At 72.1% G+C, this 17,205-nt stretch carries 19 protein-coding genes and 19 pseudogenes; 20 read left to right on the top strand and 18 right to left on the bottom strand.

The genetic code is table 11. The annotated features are described in order from the left end of the window. Positions 1 to 25 precede the first annotated feature (25 nt). Positions 26 to 241: pseudogene (locus tag DA06_RS21490) on the bottom strand (VOC family protein); the annotation flags it as partial. Positions 242 to 246: 5 nt separating this feature from the next. Further along, positions 247 to 644, bottom strand: a pseudogene (locus DA06_RS21485) (helix-turn-helix transcriptional regulator). Here DA06_RS21485 and DA06_RS21480 point away from each other — a divergent pair. Beyond that, positions 622 to 1,263: pseudogene (locus DA06_RS21480) on the top strand (chromosome segregation protein SMC); the annotation flags it as partial. The pseudogenes DA06_RS21485 and DA06_RS21480 sit on opposite strands and share 23 nt — an antisense overlap. Positions 1,264 to 1,279: 16 nt before the next feature. On the opposite strand, the pseudogene DA06_RS21475 reads toward DA06_RS21480, so the two are convergent. Further along, positions 1,280 to 1,697: pseudogene (locus DA06_RS21475) on the bottom strand (ATP-binding cassette domain-containing protein); the annotation flags it as partial. A 119-nt stretch (positions 1,698 to 1,816) separates the two neighbouring features. On the opposite strand from DA06_RS21475, the pseudogene DA06_RS21470 reads away from it, so the two are divergent. Both DA06_RS21470 and DA06_RS21465 read left to right on the top strand, forming a co-directional pair. Further along, positions 1,817 to 2,215, top strand: a pseudogene (locus DA06_RS21470) (hypothetical protein); the annotation flags it as partial. 134 nt (positions 2,216 to 2,349) lie between these two features. Further along, positions 2,350 to 2,478, top strand: a pseudogene (locus tag DA06_RS21465) (low molecular weight phosphatase family protein); the annotation flags it as partial. 58 nt (positions 2,479 to 2,536) lie between these two features. Here DA06_RS21465 and DA06_RS21460 read toward each other — a convergent pair. Then, positions 2,537 to 2,916: pseudogene (locus DA06_RS21460) on the bottom strand (GTP-binding protein); the annotation flags it as partial. A gap of 51 nt (positions 2,917 to 2,967) precedes the next feature. Here DA06_RS21460 and DA06_RS21455 point away from each other — a divergent pair. Further along, positions 2,968 to 3,114, top strand: coding sequence for a hypothetical protein (locus DA06_RS21455; protein WP_418605983.1), 147 nt, complete (start codon positions 2,968 to 2,970; stop codon positions 3,112 to 3,114). 91 nt (positions 3,115 to 3,205) lie between these two features. Further along, the gene (locus tag DA06_RS21450) at positions 3,206 to 3,331 is read left to right on the top strand and encodes a hypothetical protein (RefSeq protein WP_418605981.1); all 126 of its coding nucleotides are present in this window, start codon (positions 3,206 to 3,208) and stop codon (positions 3,329 to 3,331) included. 9 nt (positions 3,332 to 3,340) lie between these two features. Here DA06_RS21450 and DA06_RS21445 read toward each other — a convergent pair whose 3' ends face one another. Next, positions 3,341 to 3,769, bottom strand: coding sequence for a hypothetical protein (locus tag DA06_RS21445; RefSeq protein ID WP_418605980.1), 429 nt, complete (start codon positions 3,767 to 3,769; stop codon positions 3,341 to 3,343). A gap of 56 nt (positions 3,770 to 3,825) precedes the next feature. Between DA06_RS21445 and DA06_RS21440 the strand changes: the two are divergent. Then, positions 3,826 to 4,158, top strand: a pseudogene (locus DA06_RS21440) (alkaline phosphatase PhoX); the annotation flags it as partial. Positions 4,159 to 4,226: 68 nt separating this feature from the next. Here the strand turns inward: DA06_RS21440 and DA06_RS21435 are convergent. The 4 genes and pseudogenes from DA06_RS21435 to DA06_RS21420 form a co-directional block, all read right to left on the bottom strand. Beyond that, positions 4,227 to 4,401 (bottom strand): annotated as a pseudogene (locus DA06_RS21435) (ROK family protein); the annotation flags it as partial. Positions 4,402 to 4,461: 60 nt separating this feature from the next. Further along, positions 4,462 to 4,842: pseudogene (locus DA06_RS21430) on the bottom strand (M24 family metallopeptidase); the annotation flags it as partial. Between the two features lie 123 nt (positions 4,843 to 4,965). Beyond that, entirely contained in the window at positions 4,966 to 5,202 is a 237-nt protein-coding gene (locus tag DA06_RS21425) for a hypothetical protein (protein ID WP_043504570.1), read from the bottom strand. Between the two features lie 2 nt (positions 5,203 to 5,204). Continuing rightward, on the bottom strand, positions 5,205 to 5,393 hold the full coding sequence (locus DA06_RS21420) for a hypothetical protein (RefSeq protein ID WP_418605979.1): 189 nt from the start codon (positions 5,391 to 5,393) through the stop codon (positions 5,205 to 5,207). A 77-nt stretch (positions 5,394 to 5,470) separates the two neighbouring features. Here DA06_RS21420 and DA06_RS21415 point away from each other — a divergent pair, with 77 nt between their 5' ends. Then, complete coding sequence (locus tag DA06_RS21415) at positions 5,471 to 5,611, top strand: hypothetical protein (protein WP_418605978.1); 141 nt, start codon at positions 5,471 to 5,473, stop codon at positions 5,609 to 5,611. 181 nt (positions 5,612 to 5,792) lie between these two features. Here DA06_RS21415 and DA06_RS21410 read toward each other — a convergent pair. Beyond that, positions 5,793 to 5,978: pseudogene (locus tag DA06_RS21410) on the bottom strand (AGE family epimerase/isomerase); the annotation flags it as partial. Between the two features lie 32 nt (positions 5,979 to 6,010). Between DA06_RS21410 and tsf the strand changes: the two are divergent. After that, a pseudogene (gene tsf, locus DA06_RS21405) lies at positions 6,011 to 6,430 on the top strand (translation elongation factor Ts); the annotation flags it as partial. A 276-nt stretch (positions 6,431 to 6,706) separates the two neighbouring features. Here the strand turns inward: tsf and DA06_RS21400 are convergent. Then, positions 6,707 to 6,934: a hypothetical protein gene (locus DA06_RS21400; RefSeq protein WP_418608366.1), complete on the bottom strand. Its 228-nt coding sequence runs from the start codon at positions 6,932 to 6,934 to the stop codon at positions 6,707 to 6,709. A 120-nt stretch (positions 6,935 to 7,054) separates the two neighbouring features. On the opposite strand from DA06_RS21400, the pseudogene DA06_RS21395 reads away from it, so the two are divergent. Together DA06_RS21395 and DA06_RS21390 are read left to right on the top strand one after the other, a co-directional pair. Beyond that, a pseudogene (locus tag DA06_RS21395) lies at positions 7,055 to 7,332 on the top strand (ArsR/SmtB family transcription factor); the annotation flags it as partial. A 15-nt stretch (positions 7,333 to 7,347) separates the two neighbouring features. Beyond that, a pseudogene (locus DA06_RS21390) lies at positions 7,348 to 7,548 on the top strand (helix-turn-helix domain-containing protein); the annotation flags it as partial. A 75-nt stretch (positions 7,549 to 7,623) separates the two neighbouring features. Here the strand turns inward: DA06_RS21390 and DA06_RS21385 are convergent. Further along, positions 7,624 to 8,070, bottom strand: a complete 447-nt coding sequence (locus tag DA06_RS21385) for an Atu1372/SO_1960 family protein (protein ID WP_418605977.1) — start codon at positions 8,068 to 8,070, stop codon at positions 7,624 to 7,626. A gap of 362 nt (positions 8,071 to 8,432) precedes the next feature. On the opposite strand from DA06_RS21385, the gene DA06_RS21380 reads away from it, so the two are divergent. The 5 genes and pseudogenes from DA06_RS21380 to DA06_RS21360 all read left to right on the top strand — a co-directional run bounded on the left by DA06_RS21380 (position 8,433) and on the right by DA06_RS21360 (position 10,870). Further along, positions 8,433 to 8,609: a hypothetical protein gene (locus DA06_RS21380; RefSeq protein WP_418605976.1), complete on the top strand. Its 177-nt coding sequence runs from the start codon at positions 8,433 to 8,435 to the stop codon at positions 8,607 to 8,609. 59 nt (positions 8,610 to 8,668) lie between these two features. Further along, positions 8,669 to 8,899: pseudogene (locus tag DA06_RS21375) on the top strand (cytochrome d ubiquinol oxidase subunit II); the annotation flags it as partial. Positions 8,900 to 9,068: 169 nt separating this feature from the next. Continuing rightward, on the top strand, positions 9,069 to 9,485 hold the full coding sequence (locus DA06_RS21370; RefSeq protein WP_418608364.1) for a hypothetical protein: 417 nt from the start codon (positions 9,069 to 9,071) through the stop codon (positions 9,483 to 9,485). Continuing rightward, the gene (locus DA06_RS21365; protein WP_418608145.1) at positions 9,413 to 10,192 is read left to right on the top strand and encodes a hypothetical protein; all 780 of its coding nucleotides are present in this window, start codon (positions 9,413 to 9,415) and stop codon (positions 10,190 to 10,192) included. The genes DA06_RS21370 and DA06_RS21365 overlap by 73 nt, the downstream gene beginning before the upstream one ends. A gap of 402 nt (positions 10,193 to 10,594) precedes the next feature. Next, positions 10,595 to 10,870 carry a DUF2277 domain-containing protein gene (locus DA06_RS21360; protein WP_043504544.1) on the top strand — a complete coding sequence of 92 codons (276 nt, stop codon included), beginning with the start codon at positions 10,595 to 10,597 and terminating at the stop codon, positions 10,868 to 10,870. Between the two features lie 78 nt (positions 10,871 to 10,948). On the opposite strand, the gene DA06_RS21355 is transcribed toward DA06_RS21360, so the two are convergent. Beyond that, positions 10,949 to 11,107 carry a hypothetical protein gene (locus DA06_RS21355; protein ID WP_418605974.1) on the bottom strand — a complete coding sequence of 53 codons (159 nt, stop codon included), beginning with the start codon at positions 11,105 to 11,107 and terminating at the stop codon, positions 10,949 to 10,951. A 44-nt stretch (positions 11,108 to 11,151) separates the two neighbouring features. On the opposite strand from DA06_RS21355, the gene DA06_RS21350 reads away from it, so the two are divergent. Beyond that, on the top strand, positions 11,152 to 11,382 hold the full coding sequence (locus tag DA06_RS21350; protein ID WP_418605972.1) for a hypothetical protein: 231 nt from the start codon (positions 11,152 to 11,154) through the stop codon (positions 11,380 to 11,382). Positions 11,383 to 11,958: 576 nt separating this feature from the next. On the opposite strand, the gene DA06_RS21345 is transcribed toward DA06_RS21350, so the two are convergent. Beyond that, positions 11,959 to 12,798 (bottom strand): MetQ/NlpA family ABC transporter substrate-binding protein, encoded by an 840-nt coding sequence (locus DA06_RS21345; protein WP_418605969.1) that lies wholly within the window; start codon positions 12,796 to 12,798, stop codon positions 11,959 to 11,961. Positions 12,799 to 13,460: 662 nt separating this feature from the next. On the opposite strand from DA06_RS21345, the pseudogene DA06_RS21340 reads away from it, so the two are divergent. Together DA06_RS21340 and rplQ are read left to right on the top strand one after the other, a co-directional pair. Then, a pseudogene (locus tag DA06_RS21340) lies at positions 13,461 to 13,712 on the top strand (DNA-directed RNA polymerase subunit alpha C-terminal domain-containing protein); the annotation flags it as partial. A gap of 34 nt (positions 13,713 to 13,746) precedes the next feature. Then, positions 13,747 to 14,037 (top strand): annotated as a pseudogene (rplQ, locus tag DA06_RS21335) (50S ribosomal protein L17); the annotation flags it as partial. On the opposite strand, the pseudogene DA06_RS21330 reads toward rplQ, so the two are convergent. Then, positions 14,036 to 14,465, bottom strand: a pseudogene (locus tag DA06_RS21330) (gfo/Idh/MocA family oxidoreductase); the annotation flags it as partial. The pseudogenes rplQ and DA06_RS21330 overlap by 2 nt on opposite strands. A gap of 4 nt (positions 14,466 to 14,469) precedes the next feature. On the opposite strand from DA06_RS21330, the gene DA06_RS21325 reads away from it, so the two are divergent. After that, a complete protein-coding gene (locus DA06_RS21325; RefSeq protein ID WP_418608143.1) occupies positions 14,470 to 14,799 on the top strand; it encodes a DJ-1/PfpI family protein in 330 nt (109 codons plus the stop codon). Positions 14,800 to 15,039: 240 nt separating this feature from the next. On the opposite strand, the gene DA06_RS21320 is transcribed toward DA06_RS21325, so the two are convergent. From DA06_RS21320 to DA06_RS21310, 3 genes are all read right to left on the bottom strand, one after another. Further along, on the bottom strand, positions 15,040 to 15,219 hold the full coding sequence (locus DA06_RS21320; RefSeq protein ID WP_418605968.1) for a hypothetical protein: 180 nt from the start codon (positions 15,217 to 15,219) through the stop codon (positions 15,040 to 15,042). A gap of 161 nt (positions 15,220 to 15,380) precedes the next feature. Beyond that, positions 15,381 to 15,668: a hypothetical protein gene (locus DA06_RS21315; protein ID WP_418605967.1), complete on the bottom strand. Its 288-nt coding sequence runs from the start codon at positions 15,666 to 15,668 to the stop codon at positions 15,381 to 15,383. Between the two features lie 333 nt (positions 15,669 to 16,001). Then, positions 16,002 to 16,556 (bottom strand): hypothetical protein, encoded by a 555-nt coding sequence (locus tag DA06_RS21310; RefSeq protein WP_418605966.1) that lies wholly within the window; start codon positions 16,554 to 16,556, stop codon positions 16,002 to 16,004. Positions 16,557 to 17,054: 498 nt separating this feature from the next. On the opposite strand from DA06_RS21310, the pseudogene DA06_RS21305 reads away from it, so the two are divergent. Continuing rightward, positions 17,055 to 17,177, top strand: a pseudogene (locus tag DA06_RS21305) (hypothetical protein); the annotation flags it as partial. Positions 17,178 to 17,205: the final 28 nt, after the last annotated feature.

Here is a 17,205-nt window from a genome sequence, read left to right as displayed (position 1 = left end):
CGGGTGACGACGACGGCGCCGGGACGATCATCCGGCGCTCGTCGTCGGTGATGCCCGGGTCGACCGCGGGCGGGTGCAGGACGATCGCGGTGTCCGGCTGACCGACCGGCCCTACGGTGATCCACCGCATGCCTTCGTAACCGACGTCGAGAACCTCGAACCCGAGGGCGTCCCGGTAGAAGGCGAGGGCGGCATCGGGGTCGTTGTGCGGAAGGAAGCTCGAGCGAATCGTGACGTCCATGGCGCTCACGCTAGCTGCGGCTCCGCCGGCCGGGCTTCTCGATTTCTGATCGGTCTGGTGACCTGCCTGGCGACGCACGGCACCATCCCGGCCGTCGCCCCGGCGGACTCCCGGCGGTAGGTGCTCGGCGGGACGCGACGAGCTCGGTGAAGCGGGTGCTGAACGTGCCGAGCGACGAGCAGCCGACGGCGAAGCAGACCTCCGTGACGCTGAGGTCGCCCTTGCGCATCAGCGCCATCGCCCGCTCGATGCGTCGCGTCATGAGATAGGAGTACGGAGACTCGCCGAAGGCCTGCCGGAACTGGCGGCTGAGGTGACCGGCGGACATGCTGACGCCCCTGGCCAGCGCCTCGACGTCGTGAACCGGACGGCCTTGGCGCGCCGACGCACTCGCCTGGGTCATGGGCGAGCAGGGCGCCAAGACGCTGCGCGGCGGGTCGATGGCGGACGTCATCTTCGCCGGCACGTCCTCGCGCGCCCCGCTGGGGCGCGCGGAGGTCTCCCTCACGATTGACAACACGGACGGGCTGCTGCCGATCGAGTACACCGAGGTGACGATCTCGCGCACCCTGTTCCGCTCCGGCGGGTCCGAGTACGCGATCAACGGCACCTCGTGCCGCCTGCTCGACATCCAGGAGCTGCTCTCGGACACGGGCATGGGCCGGGAGATGCACGTCATCGTCGGTCAGGGTCGGCTCGACTCCGTCCTGCAGGCCACCCCCGAGGAGCGCCGCGGCTTCATCGAGGAGGCCGCCGGCGTCCTCAAGCACCGGCGCCGCAAGGAGAAGGCGCTCCGCAAGCTCGAGGCGATGGCGGCCAACCTCGCCCGCGTGACGGACCTGTCCGCGGAGATCCGCCGCCAGCTCGGCCCGCTGGCCAGGCAGGCGGACGTGGCCCGCCGTGCCCAGGTGGTCCAGGCCGACCTGCGCGACGCCCGCGCGCGCCTCCTCGCCGACGACCTCGTCCAGCTCACCGCCACCCTCGCGCAGGAGGAGGCCGACGAGACCGCGCTGGGTCCACGGTGGAAGACTGCCGCGGTCACCCCACGTAGGCGGCGAGGTGCTCCCCGGTGAGGGTGGACCGGGCCGCGACGAGGTCGGCGGGCGCTGCCCTCGAAGACGACCCGCCCGCCGTCGTGCCGCGCCCGGCCCGAGGTCGACGATCCAGTCGGCGTGCGCCATGACCGCCTGGTGGTGCTCGATCACGATGACGGACTTGCCCGAGTCGACGAGCCGGTCGAGCAGACCGAGCAGCTGCTCGACGTCGGCGAGGTGCAGGCCGGTCGTCGGTTCGTCGAGGATGTAGATTCCGCCCTTCTCCCCCCATGTGCGTCGCCAGCTTCAGCCGCTGCCGTTCCCCGCCGGAGAGCGTCGTCAGCGGCTGGCCGATGGTGAGGTACCCCGAGACCCACGTCCGCGAGCCGGTCGAGGATCTTGTGCGCGGCCGGCGTGCGGGCGCGACGCTCAGCCGCCCTTCTGCTCGCCCTCCCGCTGCGCCTGCTCGAGGTCCTCGTCGGAGAGGACGCGCTCGTCCGGGTCGGCCGCGTCCGGCACGCCGTCGAACTGGAGCTTGTCCATGTACGGCGTGGGTCGCCGCGCCGGTAGCCGGCGAACTCCTCGGCGTAGTAGGCGCGGGCGTCCTCGACGCTCCTGCGCCGGTGACGATGTCGTGCATGAGGTTCAGCGCGAGGTTGTTGGCCTCCTCGTCGTGGCAGCGGGCCGACACCTCGCCCTGGGTGCGGTCCACCACGACGCTGCCGTCGAACCGGGCCAGGTCGGAGACCTTCTCCGGCGGCACGCGGTACCCGATCACCGACTGCACGGAGTCGTTGTGCGGGGCGGGGAAGCGGTGCTCGTCGAAGTCCTTGGAGGCCACCATGACCTCACGCGCCGGTACGACGGCACCCTCGCGCCCGAGACGGTCGAGCGCACCGTGATGGAGTCCTACACGGCCCTGGCCCGGACGGCCAAGGTCACGACGCACCTGCCGGTGCTCGCCGCACACTTCGCGACCGAGCGTCTCGCCGCGCTCGCCCGGGCCAAGGCGTTCACGCCCGGGACTGCCCGGAGGTGCTCTTCGTGTGCGTGCAGAACGCCGGACGGTCCCAGATGGCCGCCCTGCTCCTCGAGCACTACTCGGCCGGCAGGGTCCGCGCCCGGTCCGCGGGTGCGGCCCCCATCCGGCAGGTGGATCCGCACGCGGTCGCCGCCATGGCGGAGCGGGGCCTCGACATGAGCCACGCCTACCCGAAGCCGCTCACCGACGACGTCGTGCGCGCGGCGGACGTCGTCGTCACTGGACCAGCACGGTCGCGACAGCGCCGCGGCCTTGTCGAGGTGGCCTCGATGGCCACGCCGCGGGCGTCCTTGTCGGGTTCGCCCGCAGCTCCAGAGCGCGTCCGCGGTGAGCAGGACGGCCTCGAGAAGGTCGTCGATGCCCATGCGCCGCAGCGCGGAGACGTCGACGAACATGGTGTCGCCGCCGTACTCCTCGGCCACGAGGTTGTACTCGGTCAGCTGCTGGCGGATCTTGGCGGGGTTGGCCCCCTCCTTGTCCACCTTGTTGACCGCGACCACGATCGGCACGTCGGCCGCCTGGGCGTGGTTGAGCGCCTCCACGGTCTGCGGCATCACGCCGTCGTCCGCGGCGACCACGAGGATCGCGATGTCCGTTCGCCGGAGGACTGCTGCTCGGCGTCGTGATGGCCCTGCTCGAAGCTCTCATCCGTGGGTCCGTACCGCTGGTTCGCCACCGCCTACATCGAGTTCTTCCGCGGCGTGCCGGCGCTGCTGACGATCTTCGCGATGGCGTACATGCTCCCCATCGCCCTGGCGTGCGGTGCGGCGGGCAGGTGGGCGGACTCGTCGGCCTGATCCTCGTGGCCTCCGCCTACATGGCGGAGGTGATCCGCGCGGGCATCCAGGCCGTCCCCAAGGGGCAGACGGAGGCGGCGCGCTCCTCGGCATGTCGCCGGGGCGCACGATGTCTGGTGTCCTGCCGCAGGGCATCCGCATCGTGATCCCGCCGATGACCAACGAGTTCGTGCTGCTCCTCAAGGACACCTCGCTGCTGTTGTGCTGTAGCGGTTGACGAGCGCGATCAGCACCGCGATGCGACGACGCTGAGCACGAAGCCGGTCATGATCAGGGTCCGCTGCGCCCGGCGTCTCGCCAGGCGCTCGGCGGTCAGGGACGACGCGAGCAGGCCGAGGGTGGCGGCCGTGAAGATGACGCCGGTCCCGGCGTCGTAGCCGCGCACCACCTGCAGGTAGGCGGCCACGGTGAACGAGGAGCCCAGGAGCATCAGCCACTGGACGTTCTGGGTGACCAGCCCGAGGTTGGAGGTGCGGTTGCGGAACAGGCTGAGGGACAGCAGCGGCTCCCGGCCGGACGCCTCCTTGGCCCGGACCCCACGGAAGAACCAGAGGAGCACCAGCACGCCCAGAGCCAGCAGGGCGAGCATCAGCCAGACGTTGTCGTCGGCCGCCAGGATGCCGGCGACGATCAGCACGAGGCCGACGGCGGACACGACCGCCCCGCCGGTGTCGAACTCGCGGCCCGAACCACGAGTACGTCACCGAGGAGATGATGCTTCCCGGCTACGACCCGGAGAACCCGACGCGGGAGCAGGTGGAGGTCTCCTGGGCCGCGCACGGGCTCAGCGTGGTTGCCGTCACGGGGCGGGCCTACGGCAGCCGCTCCGGCGCCTCGACGTCGTCGTCGACCACCCGCTCAACCGGCGCTTCGTCACAGCCACCCCCGTTCGCCCTGTCCGGCCCGGTGGCCGGGTCGGACCTGGTCCGCACGAACGCCGACCCGAGCCGGACGGTCCTCGGCACGCTGAACAACTGCGCCGGGGGCCTGACGCCGTGGGGCACGTGGCTGAGCGGCGAGGAGAACATCGACCAGTACTTCGCGAACGCCGCCGCGCTCGCCGGCCCGGACCCGGTGACGTACCGGCGCCTGCGGCGCTACGGGTCGAGGATGCACGAGCTCGGCGACCGTCTCGGCGACGGCGCGGGGCCGCGACGGGCTCGGCGTCGGGATGCGCAGCCGCTCGGCGGCGAGCTCGCCGGTGGACAGGTCCACCGGAGCGCCCTTGATGCCGGAGCCGCCGATGTCGATGCCGAACGCGACGGTGGGTGCGGCGGACTGGGTCATGGTTCTCCTCGTTGCGGGGCGGTGCCGGCACTGGACGGGGGTGGCCGGGCAGTGCACGGGTCAGGGCAGGGTGAGGACCTCGGCGCCGTCCTCGGTCACGACGATCGTGTGCTCCCACTGGGCGGTGCGCGAGCGGTCCTTGGTGAGCACGGTCCACCCGTCGTCCCACTGCTCCCACTCGATGTCGCCGAGAGTGAGCATGGGCTCGATGGTGAAGACCATCCCGGGCACCATCACGTCGTCGTAGCGGGGTGCCGAGTCGTAGTGCGGGATGACGAGGCCGGAGTGGAACGCCTCGCCCACGCCGTGACCGGTGAAGTCGCGCACGACGCCGTAGTCGAAGCGGCGCGCGTAGGCTTCGATGACGCGGCCGATGACGTTGACCGCCCGCCCGGGCCGCACGGCTCGGATGCCGCGCTCCATGGCCGCCTTCGTCCGTTCTGACGGTCGGCCGCTCGGTCCGCATGAGCACGGCCATGAGTGCGAAGAACAGCACCCCACCCACGAGGTAGCCGAGGAGCGGCAGGGCGGCTGTCCAGGCGACGAGCAGCACGACGGCCAGGATCAGCCCGCGCAGCATCTGCTCGAGCTCCTCGGTGTCGCGCCGACGCGCCGGCCGAGGAGGCCGAGCACCAGGAGCAGCAGCCCCAGGGCACCCAGGAGGATGATCACCGGGTCGGCGAACGTGCCGCCGTGCTGGGTCGTGTAGTCGCGCTGGGACCAGAACAGGGCGGCGACGGCGACGGTCAGTGCCCCGACGACGGCGTTGACCCTGCTGGCGGAGGCGAGTGCGGCGGCCATGGTCAGTCCTTCCTCAGCGTGTCGGCGATGACCACGACGTCGTCGCCCGGTGCACCGGCGGCGGTCGCGGCGCACCTCCTGACACGCCCGGACCTGACGACGGCGCACGCGGGAACGGTGCACCACGTCGCCCCCGGGAGAATGGCGGCGTGCCCTCCTACCGCGTGCGCCTGACCGTCGGCCTCCTGCACCCGGCGTCCCGCCCGAGCGGCTGCTTCCCGAGGCGGCCGGCGCGGCGGCAGAGACCACGACGGTCGAGGCGAAGGACGTGGGCATCGTCGCCGGGCGCCCGCAGATCACCGTGCGGTTCACCGCCGCGGACGACGGCGAGAGATTGGTTGCCGGGCCGGGCTCGCCGACGTCGCCGGCGGGCGGCCGTATCTGCGTCGTCACGGCCGTGCCTAGCTGACCGGTCCGGATGGGCAGACGGAAGATCGTGTTCATCGTGACCTCGCAGTGGCTGGGGAGATCCAGCGCACCAGCGGTCACGAACGGCCACTGCTACCTCCGACGGTGATCGGGGGTTGATATGGCCGACCTCGCACCGGGTGGGTGCGGGGGGTGACAGGGGGTGAGCACGGGGGTGTGCCCTACGTGTCGAGCAGGCCCGCGGCGAGAGCGGGAGCGATGGCGGGGCTCGCGGGCAGCCGCGCCAGGAGGGTCGCCTGCAGCGCGTGGTAGACGTCCGGCTTGCCGGCCCACGTCCTGGAGCTCGGCAGGTTGGTGGCGTCGAGCTCGTGCCGCCAGGCCCCCGGCGCGCGCAGGTGCTCCGCGGCGTACGTCCCGACCGAACTACACCGCCGCTGACATCAAGGCTCTGCGCGAGAAGACTGCGCGGGCATGCTGGACGTCAAGAAGGCTCTCGACGAGTCCGACGGCGACCAGGAGAAGGCGCTGGAGATCATCCGCGTCAAGGGTCTGAAGGGCGTCGCCAAGCGTGAGGGCCGCACCGTGGCCGAGGGCCTGGTCGCGGCCGAGGTCGCCGAGCCGCCGGGGAGACCGGCGTCATCGTCGAGGTCAACTCCGAGACCGACTTCGTCGCCAAGAACCAGTCCTTCATCGACTTCGCGAACGACGTCCTGAGGCCGCCGTCTCCTCCGGCGCGGCCGACGTCGACACGCTGCTGGCCGCGCAGCTCGACGGCGCGTCGGTGTCGGACAAGGTCGACGGCATCGCCGCGACCATCGGCGAGAAGATCGTCGTGCGGCGCGTCGCCCGCGTCAGCGGCCGGCCATGCTCCCGAGCCTACGTCAGCGTGCCGACACCCCTGCTCCGCGGGCCGGACCTCACACCGTGGCGACGGACACCTGCACCGGCTCCACCCGCACGGGGAAGCCGACCGAGCGTGCGAGATGGTTGTACTCACGCGCCTCGTGGTGCAGCCGCGCGGCGGACTCCTCGCTCATCGGGCCCGGCGTACGTCACGTGGGCCGCAGGACGACCTCGACGAACGGCGACCCGGCTCCCTCGACGCGCTGGGTCCCGGTTGCCTTGTCCGCGTAGCTCAGGACGACGACGTCGTGCTTGGCCGCGGTGCGCAGGAACCACAGCATCTGGGCCTGGGAGAGGGAGCGACGAACAGCTCCTCGGCCCGGTACCGGCTGACGTCGGTGCGGACCTTCAGGTCCGACGTCGCCAGCAGGGTCGGCTTGCCCTCCACCCGCAGCTCGTGGTCGCGCGAGTAGCTCGTGTAGCTGGCGGTGCCGCGCTCGTCGGCCCCGGTCCAGTCCACTGGCGAAACCCTTGACAACCCAACCGCCGACGCTCCATCCTTAATCAACCGATCAGTTGAACAACAAGGACGTTGACTAACGTGGCGGACAGCGACGAGGCGGACCTCGACCGGGCGTTCATGGCCCTGGCCGACCCCGCGCGGCGCCGGATCATCGCCCGGCTGAGCCGGGGCCCGCCACCGTCAACGAGCTCGCCGAGCCCTTCGAGATCACCAAGCAGGCGATATCGAGGCACATCCAGGTGCTCGAGCACGCCGGGCTCGTCACGCGCAGCCGTGACGCCCAGCGTCGCCCCGTGCACCTCAACCCGGCACGGCTCGAGGCGCTGACCGCCTGGATCGACCGCTACCGGTTGGTCAAGGAGGCGCAGTACCGCGGCCTCGACGCCGTGCTGGAGGAACGTCGCAGCAGGAACCGGTTCGGGCAGGCCACGGACGAGGGGGTCCACGTCCCGCACGACCTCACCCAGGAGGAGCTCGCCCAGCTGGTCGGCGCCTCCCGCGAGACCGTGAACAAGTCCCTGGCGGAGTTCGTCTCCCGCGGGTGGATCCGCCTCGAGGGCCGCGCCGTCCTGCTGATGGACCTCGACAGGCTGCGCCGCCGCGCCCGCTGACGGCCGGTACCGGCTCCTGCGGATACGGCGCCTCCCGAGGGAGGGGGCGCCGTATCCGTGGGCGGGCCCGGCCCGTCAGCGCACGGCGACGACGATCTCCACCTCGACCGGTGCGTCGAGGGGCAGTGCGGCGACCCCGACGGCGGAGCGGGCGTGCCGCCCGGCGTCGCCGAAGATCTCGCCGAGGATCTCCGAGGCACCGTTGACCACGCCGGGCTGACCCGTGAAGGCCGGCTCCGAGGCGACGAAGCCGGTCACCTTGACCACCCGGACCACGTGGTCGAGGCCGCCCGCCTCCGCGGCGACGGCGGCGAGCGCGTTCAGCGCGCAGGTGCGGGCCGCGTCCTTGGCCTGCTCGGGCGTGACCGCGCCGGCGGTGTCCCCGACCTTGCCGGTGAACCGGTCCGCGAGGGCGTCGAGCTGGAGCTGCCAGGACTCGACCGTGTCCCCGAGGCCGCCGAGGAGCAGGACGGCGGGACCTTCCCCGTGGTGCTCGACCCAGATGTCTCCGATGCGTGTCATCACGTCTCCACGAGCGGCAGGACCACGGCGTCCGTCGCCCTCCAGGTTGAGCGGTGCCTGCTCCGAGGTCAACCCCCGGGATGTGCGGGCTCACACCACCGTCGGACGCGCCCGGCGGAGGGTCCCCGTACCGTGGTCTCCCGTGAACCCTGTGCTGCTGTCCGCCCAGACCGCCTCGGACGCCCCCTGACCGGCATCGCCGCGTGGGCGGTGAGCGTCATGGAGACCCTCGGCGGCTTCGGCGCGGCGCTCCTCATCGGGCTGGAGAACCTCTTCCCGCCGCTGCCCAGCGAGGTGATCCTGCCCCTTGCCGGGTTCACCGCCTCACAGGGAAGCCTCGGCCTGATCGAGGTGATCGCGTGGTGCACCGGCGGCTCCGTCGTCGGCGCCTGGGTGCTCTACGGCATCGGCGCGCTGCTCGGCCGCGAGCGCACCTCGCCGCGGACCTCGCGCTCGTGGCCGCCCGGGACGACGACGCCGCCTCCCCGGGCGGCGACAAGAAGGACGAGCTCGAGCCCACCCTGTCCTTCGCCTACTGACGTCCCCTCCTTCCTTCCCCCCGGCCCGCCGCCGACCGCACGCCCTTCCTGGAGAAGTCATGGATCTGCCACTCCTGTGGTTCCTGCTCATCGCCGTCCTGTGGACGGGCTACCTCGTCCTCGAGGGCTTCGACTTCGGCGTCGGCATGCTGCTCAAGCCGTTCGCCCGGGACGAGAAGGAACGCCGCGTGCTGCTGCGCAGCATCGGCCCGGTCTGGGACGGCAACGAGGTGTGGCTGCTCACGGCGGGCGGCGCGACGTTCGCGGCCTTCCCGGAGTGGTACGCCACGGACTCCTCGTCGAGGTCCCTTCGATGCTACGCGCGTGCCCGACGGAGGGACAGACCGGACTGCGCGTCGAACGCTCCGGGTGCCGCGGACTTTGTTACAACATTAAGACCATTGTCGCGGTGGACGAGGCAACGACGCCGATGCCGCGACGCCGTCGAAGGAGACGCAGATGAACGTCAACCGGATCCGGTCCGGGCGCAGCGCTCTGACAGCGGTCGCGGCCGCGCTCGCCCTCACCCTCGCCGCGTGCTCCTCGGGGGGCAGGGACGAGACGTCGCCCACCGGTGGTCCGACCGCCGGAGGGGGCGGCGAGCCGCAGCAGATCACCTTCCTCACCCACTGGGGCCCGGAGCAGGTCGCGCAGCTCCGACCGGCTGCTGACGGAGCAGGTGAAGACCGCGCGGCGAACCATCCGGGGCTCGCCGCCACGGGGCAGATGATCGTCTCCCACCCCGCCGTGGTGCTCGTCGAGGCGTCGAAGGAAGCGGCGGTCGTCGTCGTCGGGCGCGCGGGCTGGGCCGCTTCACCGGTCCGCTGCTGGGCTCGGTCTCGCAGAAGGTCGCCGCTCACGCGCACGGGCCGGTGATGGTGGTGCGCGAGCAGGTGGGCAAGCTGCCCGGCCCGGTCGTGGTCGGCGCGGACCCGCTCGACCCGTCCACCGAGGTGCTCCGGTTCGCGTTCGAGGAGGCGCGGCGGCGCGACGTCGGCGTGACCGTGGTCAAGGGCGCGGGACGCCGGTTCGCCGGCGGCGCCCAGGCCCCTGACTCCGCGCGCCTGAAGCTCGCCCGCCAACCGGTCGCAGGCGCCACCGGTGCGGGCGGTGCGTCGACCTCTCCCTCCGTGGCGGTGCCGACCGGGCGCTGTCCGGGGCGGTCTCGGCAGCGCCCGCCAGGTCGGCCGGGATCGGGTTCGTGGTCACGGCACTCATCGGGTCCTCCTGGAGCGGGAAAAGGCTCTGCTGCGTCTCCGGCAGCACGTCCTCGGGCGCGCGGGCGGCGGGGCGGGCACCCGGCGAGGGGTGCGCTGAGGCTCGGGCTGGTAGCGGGCGCAGGCGGGGTGCAGCACGAGCCCTGCTGCGGTGCACCGGGCCAGGCTCAGGTCCTCGAGCCGGGAGACGACCTCCTCCTGCAGGAACTCGGGGTCACGGGCGAACGCCTCGGCGAAGGTGGTGCCGTACTGCTCGACGAGCAGATCCACCGCGCCTGCACCGCGGCCCACGGGACGAGGAGTCCGGGCACGGTGCGGCCGCCGACGTCGGCGACGACGCCGGGGCCGCCGTCGAGTCCTTCGTGAAGGCGATTGCCTCCTCGGCGTTTGAGAACATCCGTTGGCTCCTTGAGGGTAGGGCTGGTGGGTCCGTGGGCGGCGACGCGTTCGGGCGGAACGGCTCCGGCCTGGCGGGCGAGTCGAAGGTAGCCCGCGGCAGTTTCCCGTGTGTCACCCGAATGTGTCCGGCGTGTTACGCGCGACGGCGGAGGGGATGACCCTCGTCACAGGGGGAGGTCGGCGCGAACGGACGCGTCCGTGTCTGTGCGCGTACCCGTGCCGCGTGCCGGGGGCCTTGCGCGTACCCGTGCCGCGTGCCGGGGGCCTTGCTTCCTCCCCGGTAGGCTCGTGCGGTGCCCGACCCCGTGTTCCCGCCTGTCGCCGGCCTCGGGCGACGCGTCCTCGCCCTCGCCGTCGACTGGGCCCTACATGTGCCGAAACATCCATCCGCTGCACAACTTCGCCCCACCCGCCACCACGGACGAGGTTCGCGCAGCGTCGCTGCAGTACGTCCGCAAGGTCGCCGGCATGACGAAGCCGTCGCAGGCGAACCAGGAGGCGTTCGACCGGGCCGTCGCCCACGTCTCAGCCACCCAGGAGCTGCTCGACTCCCTCGTGACCACGGCGCCGCCCAAGGACCGCGAGGTGGAGGCGGAGAAGGCACGCGAGCGTAGCCGCCGCCGCTTCGCGACGCAGCCGGCCTGATTCTGCTCGCGTACGGGACGCAGTCGGCCCTGAGCTGCTCGGGTCCCCGACGCAGTCGGCCTGTTCCGCCCAAGCACGTCACCGGCGTGACATCCGGCCAGCGGGCCCCCCGTTGACCGTCTGGACGTCCAGGCCTCGCAGCGGGCTGTTGTCGGTGCGCCGCTCGGTCACGACGCCGGTCGTCACGCCCTTGCCGTCCACGAGGACGGCGCGCAGGTCGTACAGGCCGTTCGGCACCGTGGTGGTGTCCCACGTGCACGTGTAGGGGGGCGGTCGCGGTCGTGCAGAGGTCGGTCCAGGCGGAGCTGCCCGTGGCGGCGGCCTGGATGGTGACGGAGCGGACGCCCGCCGTGGAGCTCGCCGTCGCCCGCACCGTGACCTGGCCGGCGAGGAAGGCGCCCGGGTCCTCGAGGGAGACCGCGGAGACGGTGTTGTCGACGACGCGGTTGGTCACGGCGGCGGACGTCGTGGTGTTGCCGGCGACGTCGGTGGCGACGGCGCGGAACGAGTAGGCGCCGTCGGCCAGCGTCGTGGTGTCCGCCCGGCTGCCTGCAGGACGACGGCATCCGGTTCCTCGGTTCCGCCATCGCCACGCTCCTGTCGGTCACGCTCTCCACCCTTTTCGGTCAGCGGCGGCTGGACCAGCAGGAGAAGAAGGCCCTCGTCTTCACCGACTCCGTCCAGGACGCTGCGCACCGCGCCGGGTTCGTCCAGAGCCGTTCCCACGCCCTCACACTCCGCGCCCTCATCCGGGCTGCGGTCGGCGAGGAACCGGTCAGCCTCGACGACCTCGTCGAGCGCATCATCGCGGCCGGCGACGACGAGTACCGCCGCTACCGCATCCTCCCGCCAGACCTCGCGACCGGGACGCCTTCGTCGACTTCTGGCAGGCCCCCACCCTCCGGCGGGTGCCGGCCAGTGTCCTACGTCGCGTCCGCCGTCGCCTCCTCCTCGACATCCAGCTCGAGTTCGGCCTCCAGTCCGGCGTCGGCCGCACCCTGGAGCCGGTCTTGTGCACGCCGTCGAACCGGATGATCGGGCTCATGCGCCCATCTTCCCGGGGACCGCCGTCCGCCGCCCGGGGGAGGTCATTCGCCCAGGCTCGCCTGGACCTCGGCGAGGATCTCCTGCAGCTCCTCGGGGCTCTGGTCCGCCATCGAGGCGGTGCCGCCCGCGGACTCCTGCAGCGCCTCGGTCACCTCGGGAGACTTGTGGATCTCGACGAGCTGCTGGAACGTCTCGTTGCCGGCGTCCTCGCGGGCCACCCACACGTTGATGTACGGGCGCGCACCCTCGGACTCGGCGCTGTCGGCGAAGAGCGCGTCCTCCGGCTTCAGGCCGGCGTCGTCGATGAAGTCGTTGTTGACGACGGACGCGTCGACCGAGTCGAGCGAGACGACGGTCTGGTTGGCGTCGACGGGCGTGACCGTGACCTTCGACTCCTCCTCGACGATGTCGGTGGGGTCCGGCACGACGCCTGCGTCGTCGGCCAGCGTGATGAGCCCGGCCGTGGGCGGCGGTCGTGCCGTGGTGCTCGTACCACCAGATGGAGTGGTGGATCTCGCCCTCGCCGGGCGGGGCGTGGCAGTCGGGGGTAGCGGCAGGTGCGGTCGCGGGCGATGATCGCGCGGGTCTGGGCGGGGGGTGAAGAGGCGTTCTTCGCGGCCGGTGTCGAGGATCTGGGGAGTCGGGGGCCGAAGATGACGCGGTGCAGGGCGCCGGCGCAGGTGAGGCGGGCGAGGAGCTGGGGGGGCGAGAGGGGTGCCGTCGGCCAGGGTGGCGGGGTTCGGCGCCGAGGAGGGCGGCGTGGTCGAGGTCGCCGGGGATGACGGACCGTAGGTTGGCGCCGTGGCGCCGTCGTCGTCGCGTGGAGTGGGTCCTCCCGCTCTTCTTCGCGTCCGGTTTGGCTGGCGGGCCGAAGGTGGCACCGGGGTGGTCGGTACTGGGCCGCTGGGCCGCGACGAGCCGGGTCAGGGTGTCGTAGGGGACGTGGACGGTCAGGTGGGGGCGGATGCGGGCGCTGGGTCTGAGGGTGCCGGTGTCGAGGGCGAGGCGGGCGAGGGCGGTCAGGGCGTGGGCGCGGCGTTGCGACCCACGAGCCCGGACGGAGTCGACCTCGAGCTCGTTTCATCAGCGCGACGACGTCGGCCGACGACGCTGGTCCGCCTCGTACCCGTGCGTGGGGCGTCGGTCCGACCCCGCACCGCGAACGGTCGGGGGCGGAGGAACGCGGTAGCGGGCCGCCAGGCCGGGGCAGGACCTTGGCGCCACGCCCACCAGTGCTGAGGGAAGCCGTGCAGGAGCAGCACGGGCTCCCCCTCCCCCGCCTCGGCGACGTGCATGCGGAGGCCTGGCAGGTCGGCGAAGCGGTGCCGCACCCCCTCGAGCGGCGGTAAGGAATCCCGGCCGGCGTCGACGCCGCGGCTTCTGCGCCTCGCGGGCGCCAGGTGCGCTCCATGACCGGAACGGTACTACTCTCGTAGTGCACTGTCACTACTCCTATAGTTACCGACATGACTCCCACCAAAGCCCGTGCCGTCGACGCGGCGGTCGAGCTGCTCAGCGCCCAGGGGCTCCGGGCGTTGACCCACGCACGCGTCGACCACTCAAGCGCGAGGGCATCCACACGGTGGGCGAGCTCGTCGCCCGCTCGGAGGCCGACCTCCTCGACATCCGCAACTTCGGTGCCAAGTCGATCGGCGAGATCAAGGAGAAGCTCGCGGGCCTGGGCCTGAGCCTCAAGGACAGCCCGGCCGACTTCGACCTCGCCAGCCACCCGGGCGCGGCCGACGACGAGGACGCCTACGGCGACATCCAGTTCAGCGACGAGCAGCCCAGCTGACCTGCTCACCCGACACCACTACCAGGAGAAACACATGCTCACCCCCGCAGTCCCCCGTCTGGGTGGCAGCCCCGCGCACGAGCGCCTCATGCTGGCCAACCTCGCCACCGCGCTGTTCGAGCACAAGCGGATCACCACCACCGAGCACCGCGCCAAGCGGCTGCAGCCGGTCGCGGAGAAGCTCATCACGCTGGCCAAGCGCGGCGACCTCCACGCCCGCCGCAAGGTTATGACGACCGTGCGCCGCAAGGACGTCGTCGCCGAGCTGTTCGAGGAGACCGCGCCGAAGTTCGCCGAGCGCAACGGCGGCTACACCCGCATCACCACTGGAGCTTGAAACCGTTGTCCAGGTCCGCGTTCGCGGGGACCTCGAGCCACTGGTCGCGGAACGGCTCGGTGACCGGAAGGTCCGGGTTCCACACCGGCTTGGGCGTGTGGGCCCGCTGCTGCGCGACGCACCCGCCGCAGGCCCGCCACCGCGGAGCCGTGCGTGCCGTCCACCTGGAACTCGACGAGCTCGTCGCGGAAGACTCGCACCGCCCATGAGGAGTTGATCTGGGCGACCGACGGGGTCCGCCCCGGGGTGGTGACCTCGAAGATGCCGTACGCGGCGTCGTCGGCCGTGGCCGTGTAGGGCCGGCCGCGCTCGTCCCAGCGGGTGGGGATGTGGGTGACGGCCTTCGCGGTCACCGCGTCCACCCGGCCGAGGATGCCCTCGAGGACGTAGTTCCAGTGGCAGAACATCGCCGGGGTGGAGCTGCTCGACATCTCCTGCGTGACCTCCGGCCCTGTGCCTCGCCACGCGCCTGGGTGCCGTGCCCGGCTATCGCGTCGTCCTGCTCGCCGCCGCGGGGGCGTCGAGTGCGACTCGGGCCTGTCGCTCCAGGGCCAGGAGTCCCTGCAGCGCTGGACCGCGCCGGTGGACACCGTCGTCGTCTCCGGGGGACTCGGGCACGAGGAGGCGGGCGCCGACCCGCTGATCGTCACCCACGTGCGCCGCATCGCCGCACTGAGCAGGAGGGTGGCCTCGGTGTGCACGGGTGCCACCGTCCTGGCGGCGAGCGGCCTCCTGGACAGGCGACGTTGACGACTGGGAGTCCAGGCGACCACGAAGAACCCGAGCATGGCGACGCCGAGCGCCGCTCGGGGGCTGCGATGAGTGCGGGTCACGGCGGCTCCAGGTCGAGGATGGTCCGAGTGGTGGGTCATGAGCTCCTCGAGGCGGCGCAGGGTGCATGGACGGCCCGCGACGTCGCAGCTCCGCGCCATCGCGTCGCCCCTCCGGTTGCAAGGCGTTCAGCCGGGGGGGGGCAGGACCAGCTTCCTGTCAAGGCCCGCGCGCTGAGCCACTGGTCGATTCGGTGTCAGCGTCGGCCGCGCTTTCACCGCGGATCGCGAGGCGTTCGCCAATCACGGCTCCGGGCGCGAGGTCGCCGTCCATCTCGGGGGCCTGCTGCCCGAGGACGTGCCGGCCGACGTCGCCGGGCTGCTGACCACGGAGCAGCACGGCCGTGCGGGAGCCTTCGCCGGCTGACACGTCCGCGGGACGTCCCCGGTGCCTCGGCGCCGGGGACGTTCCCGTCCCCACGGTCACGTGCTCAGCCATGGCTGCACCTTCGATCGCCCCGTTGCGCCGACGGTCGCAGTAGAACCGGCACGTAGCGGATGTCACCGCTCGAAGGTGAGTCGCTCCGTCCGGATGTCGGTGGCGGGGGTGACGATGGAACGGTCAGGAAGTAGGAAGCGGACGGAAGGGGCTGCCATGGCCGTCGCCACCATGACCGAGATCGAGCCGGACGTCGACGTCTTCGCGGACTGCGTGAGGCTGGTGCGAGGACTGCGACGGGCCCGCGCTGCGGACTCGTTCTGGGAATTTTCGGCACCTTCGCCCTCGGTGCGCACCTGGCGCCGGGCCGCGCCGGCCACCTGGGCATGTGGGCATGGTGCTCGCGGCATTCGGCCAGATGCTCTTCCTGTTCTTCGCCGGGCTCGCGTTCGGCTCGCCCATGGAGGGCCAGGCCTACCTGGCGGGCATGAATCTCGACGCGCTGCCGGAGAGCACCGCCGGAGACCTGCAGACGCTGGTCACGATGGCCGCCATCCTCCTGGGGTTCGTGGGCAACGTGCTGCTCGGTGCGGCGGTGGCGCGGTCGCAGGACCTCCCACTCTGGGCCGGCCTGCTGTGGATCGTCGCGGCCGTCCTGATGTACCCCTTCGGGATAGTCCTGGGTGCGCTCACCACCGGTGCAACGCCTCCCACGGTCCTGATCGGAGCTGGCCTCGTCGTCCTCAGCGGCGGCTGGATCGCCTGGCGCTCGCTCGGGGAGACGATGCCTGTGACGACCACCTTGCTCCGTACCGGCCGTCACGGGGGGCAGGAGCTGCCAGACGAGCTCCGCGGAGGCGCTGCGGGCGCCGGCGGCGGACCACGTCGAGCGCGTCACCGTACTTCGTCGTGGTGGTCACCAGGTGGCCGAGCAACGTCGCGAGCCACGTCAGCTGGGTGTGCAGCAGCCCGTCGTCCAGGTCCGCCACCTCTCCCGGGACGACCTCCAGCACCCCGAGGCGCTCGGCGCCGTCGATCACGGGCACCCAGAGCCGGTGCCCTCCGTCCGACCGCGCCGCCTTGATCTCGATGTCGCGGAAGGCGCGGCCCGCCATCGACCCGTCCACGCCGAGCCGTCGTCCCGCGCGCAGCGGACGCAGCTCGACGTGGTCGTCTGGCGTGGGTGACGGCGAGCGTGCGGCTCCACCGAGCCACCGGGGTACCGTCCAGCGGGTCGACCTCCGTGGCGTCGGCGTGACTCCCGTGGTCGAGCTGTGCGGCGGGGGCGCGGCGCTCACCTGGGCCGGATCGTTCGTCACCGGGGCGGGCGCCGTCCGCACCGTGTCCGAGTCGTGCACCGGGACGCTCCCGGAAGCGGCCGGTCCGGCGTCTCGCCCGTGGGTAGCCGCAGAGAGGCGCGTAGGTGCGCGACGGATCAGGCGCAGCGGGGCAAGGACCGCCCGTCCGGTGCGCATGGTGCGGGAGGAGCGAAGTGCCTGGAGCTGGCGGCGAAGCTCACGGAGCTCGGCCTCTGGCCCGTCGTTGTGGGGGCAGTGGCGGTGGAGCGGAAGGGGGCCGCTCGCCGTTCGACACCATGGTGAAGGTCTCTCTGGTGCTCGGGGGCGGAAATGGGGCGGATCGCTCCGCCCGTCGTCCCGCCGATCGTGATGGGACCTGGGCGGACGGTCGGACCGTTTCGGAAACGCCGAAGCGGGTCCCGGGCCCGGGCCTGAGTCCGGGGGTGGACCAGGCCCGGGCGGGAGCGAGACGGGCATCAGCCCGCGGGGGATGGCGCCATGGAGGAGGACGAGCTGATCGAGGCCCTCGACGGCGTGACGTGCTCGGCATCCGGTCCACCACCCACGTCACGGAGCGGGTGGCTCGCGGCACACCCGGGCCTGACCGCGATCGGCGCCTTCTGCATCGGCACGAACCAGATCGACCTCC

The sequence above is a fragment of the Georgenia sp. SUBG003 genome (assembly GCF_000715355.2).
In the GTDB taxonomy this organism is placed as follows: Bacteria; Actinomycetota; Actinomycetes; order Actinomycetales; family Actinomycetaceae; genus Georgenia.
The sequence above is the reverse complement of the archived record's forward strand: the minus strand, read 5'-3'. Positions and strand labels throughout refer to the sequence as shown.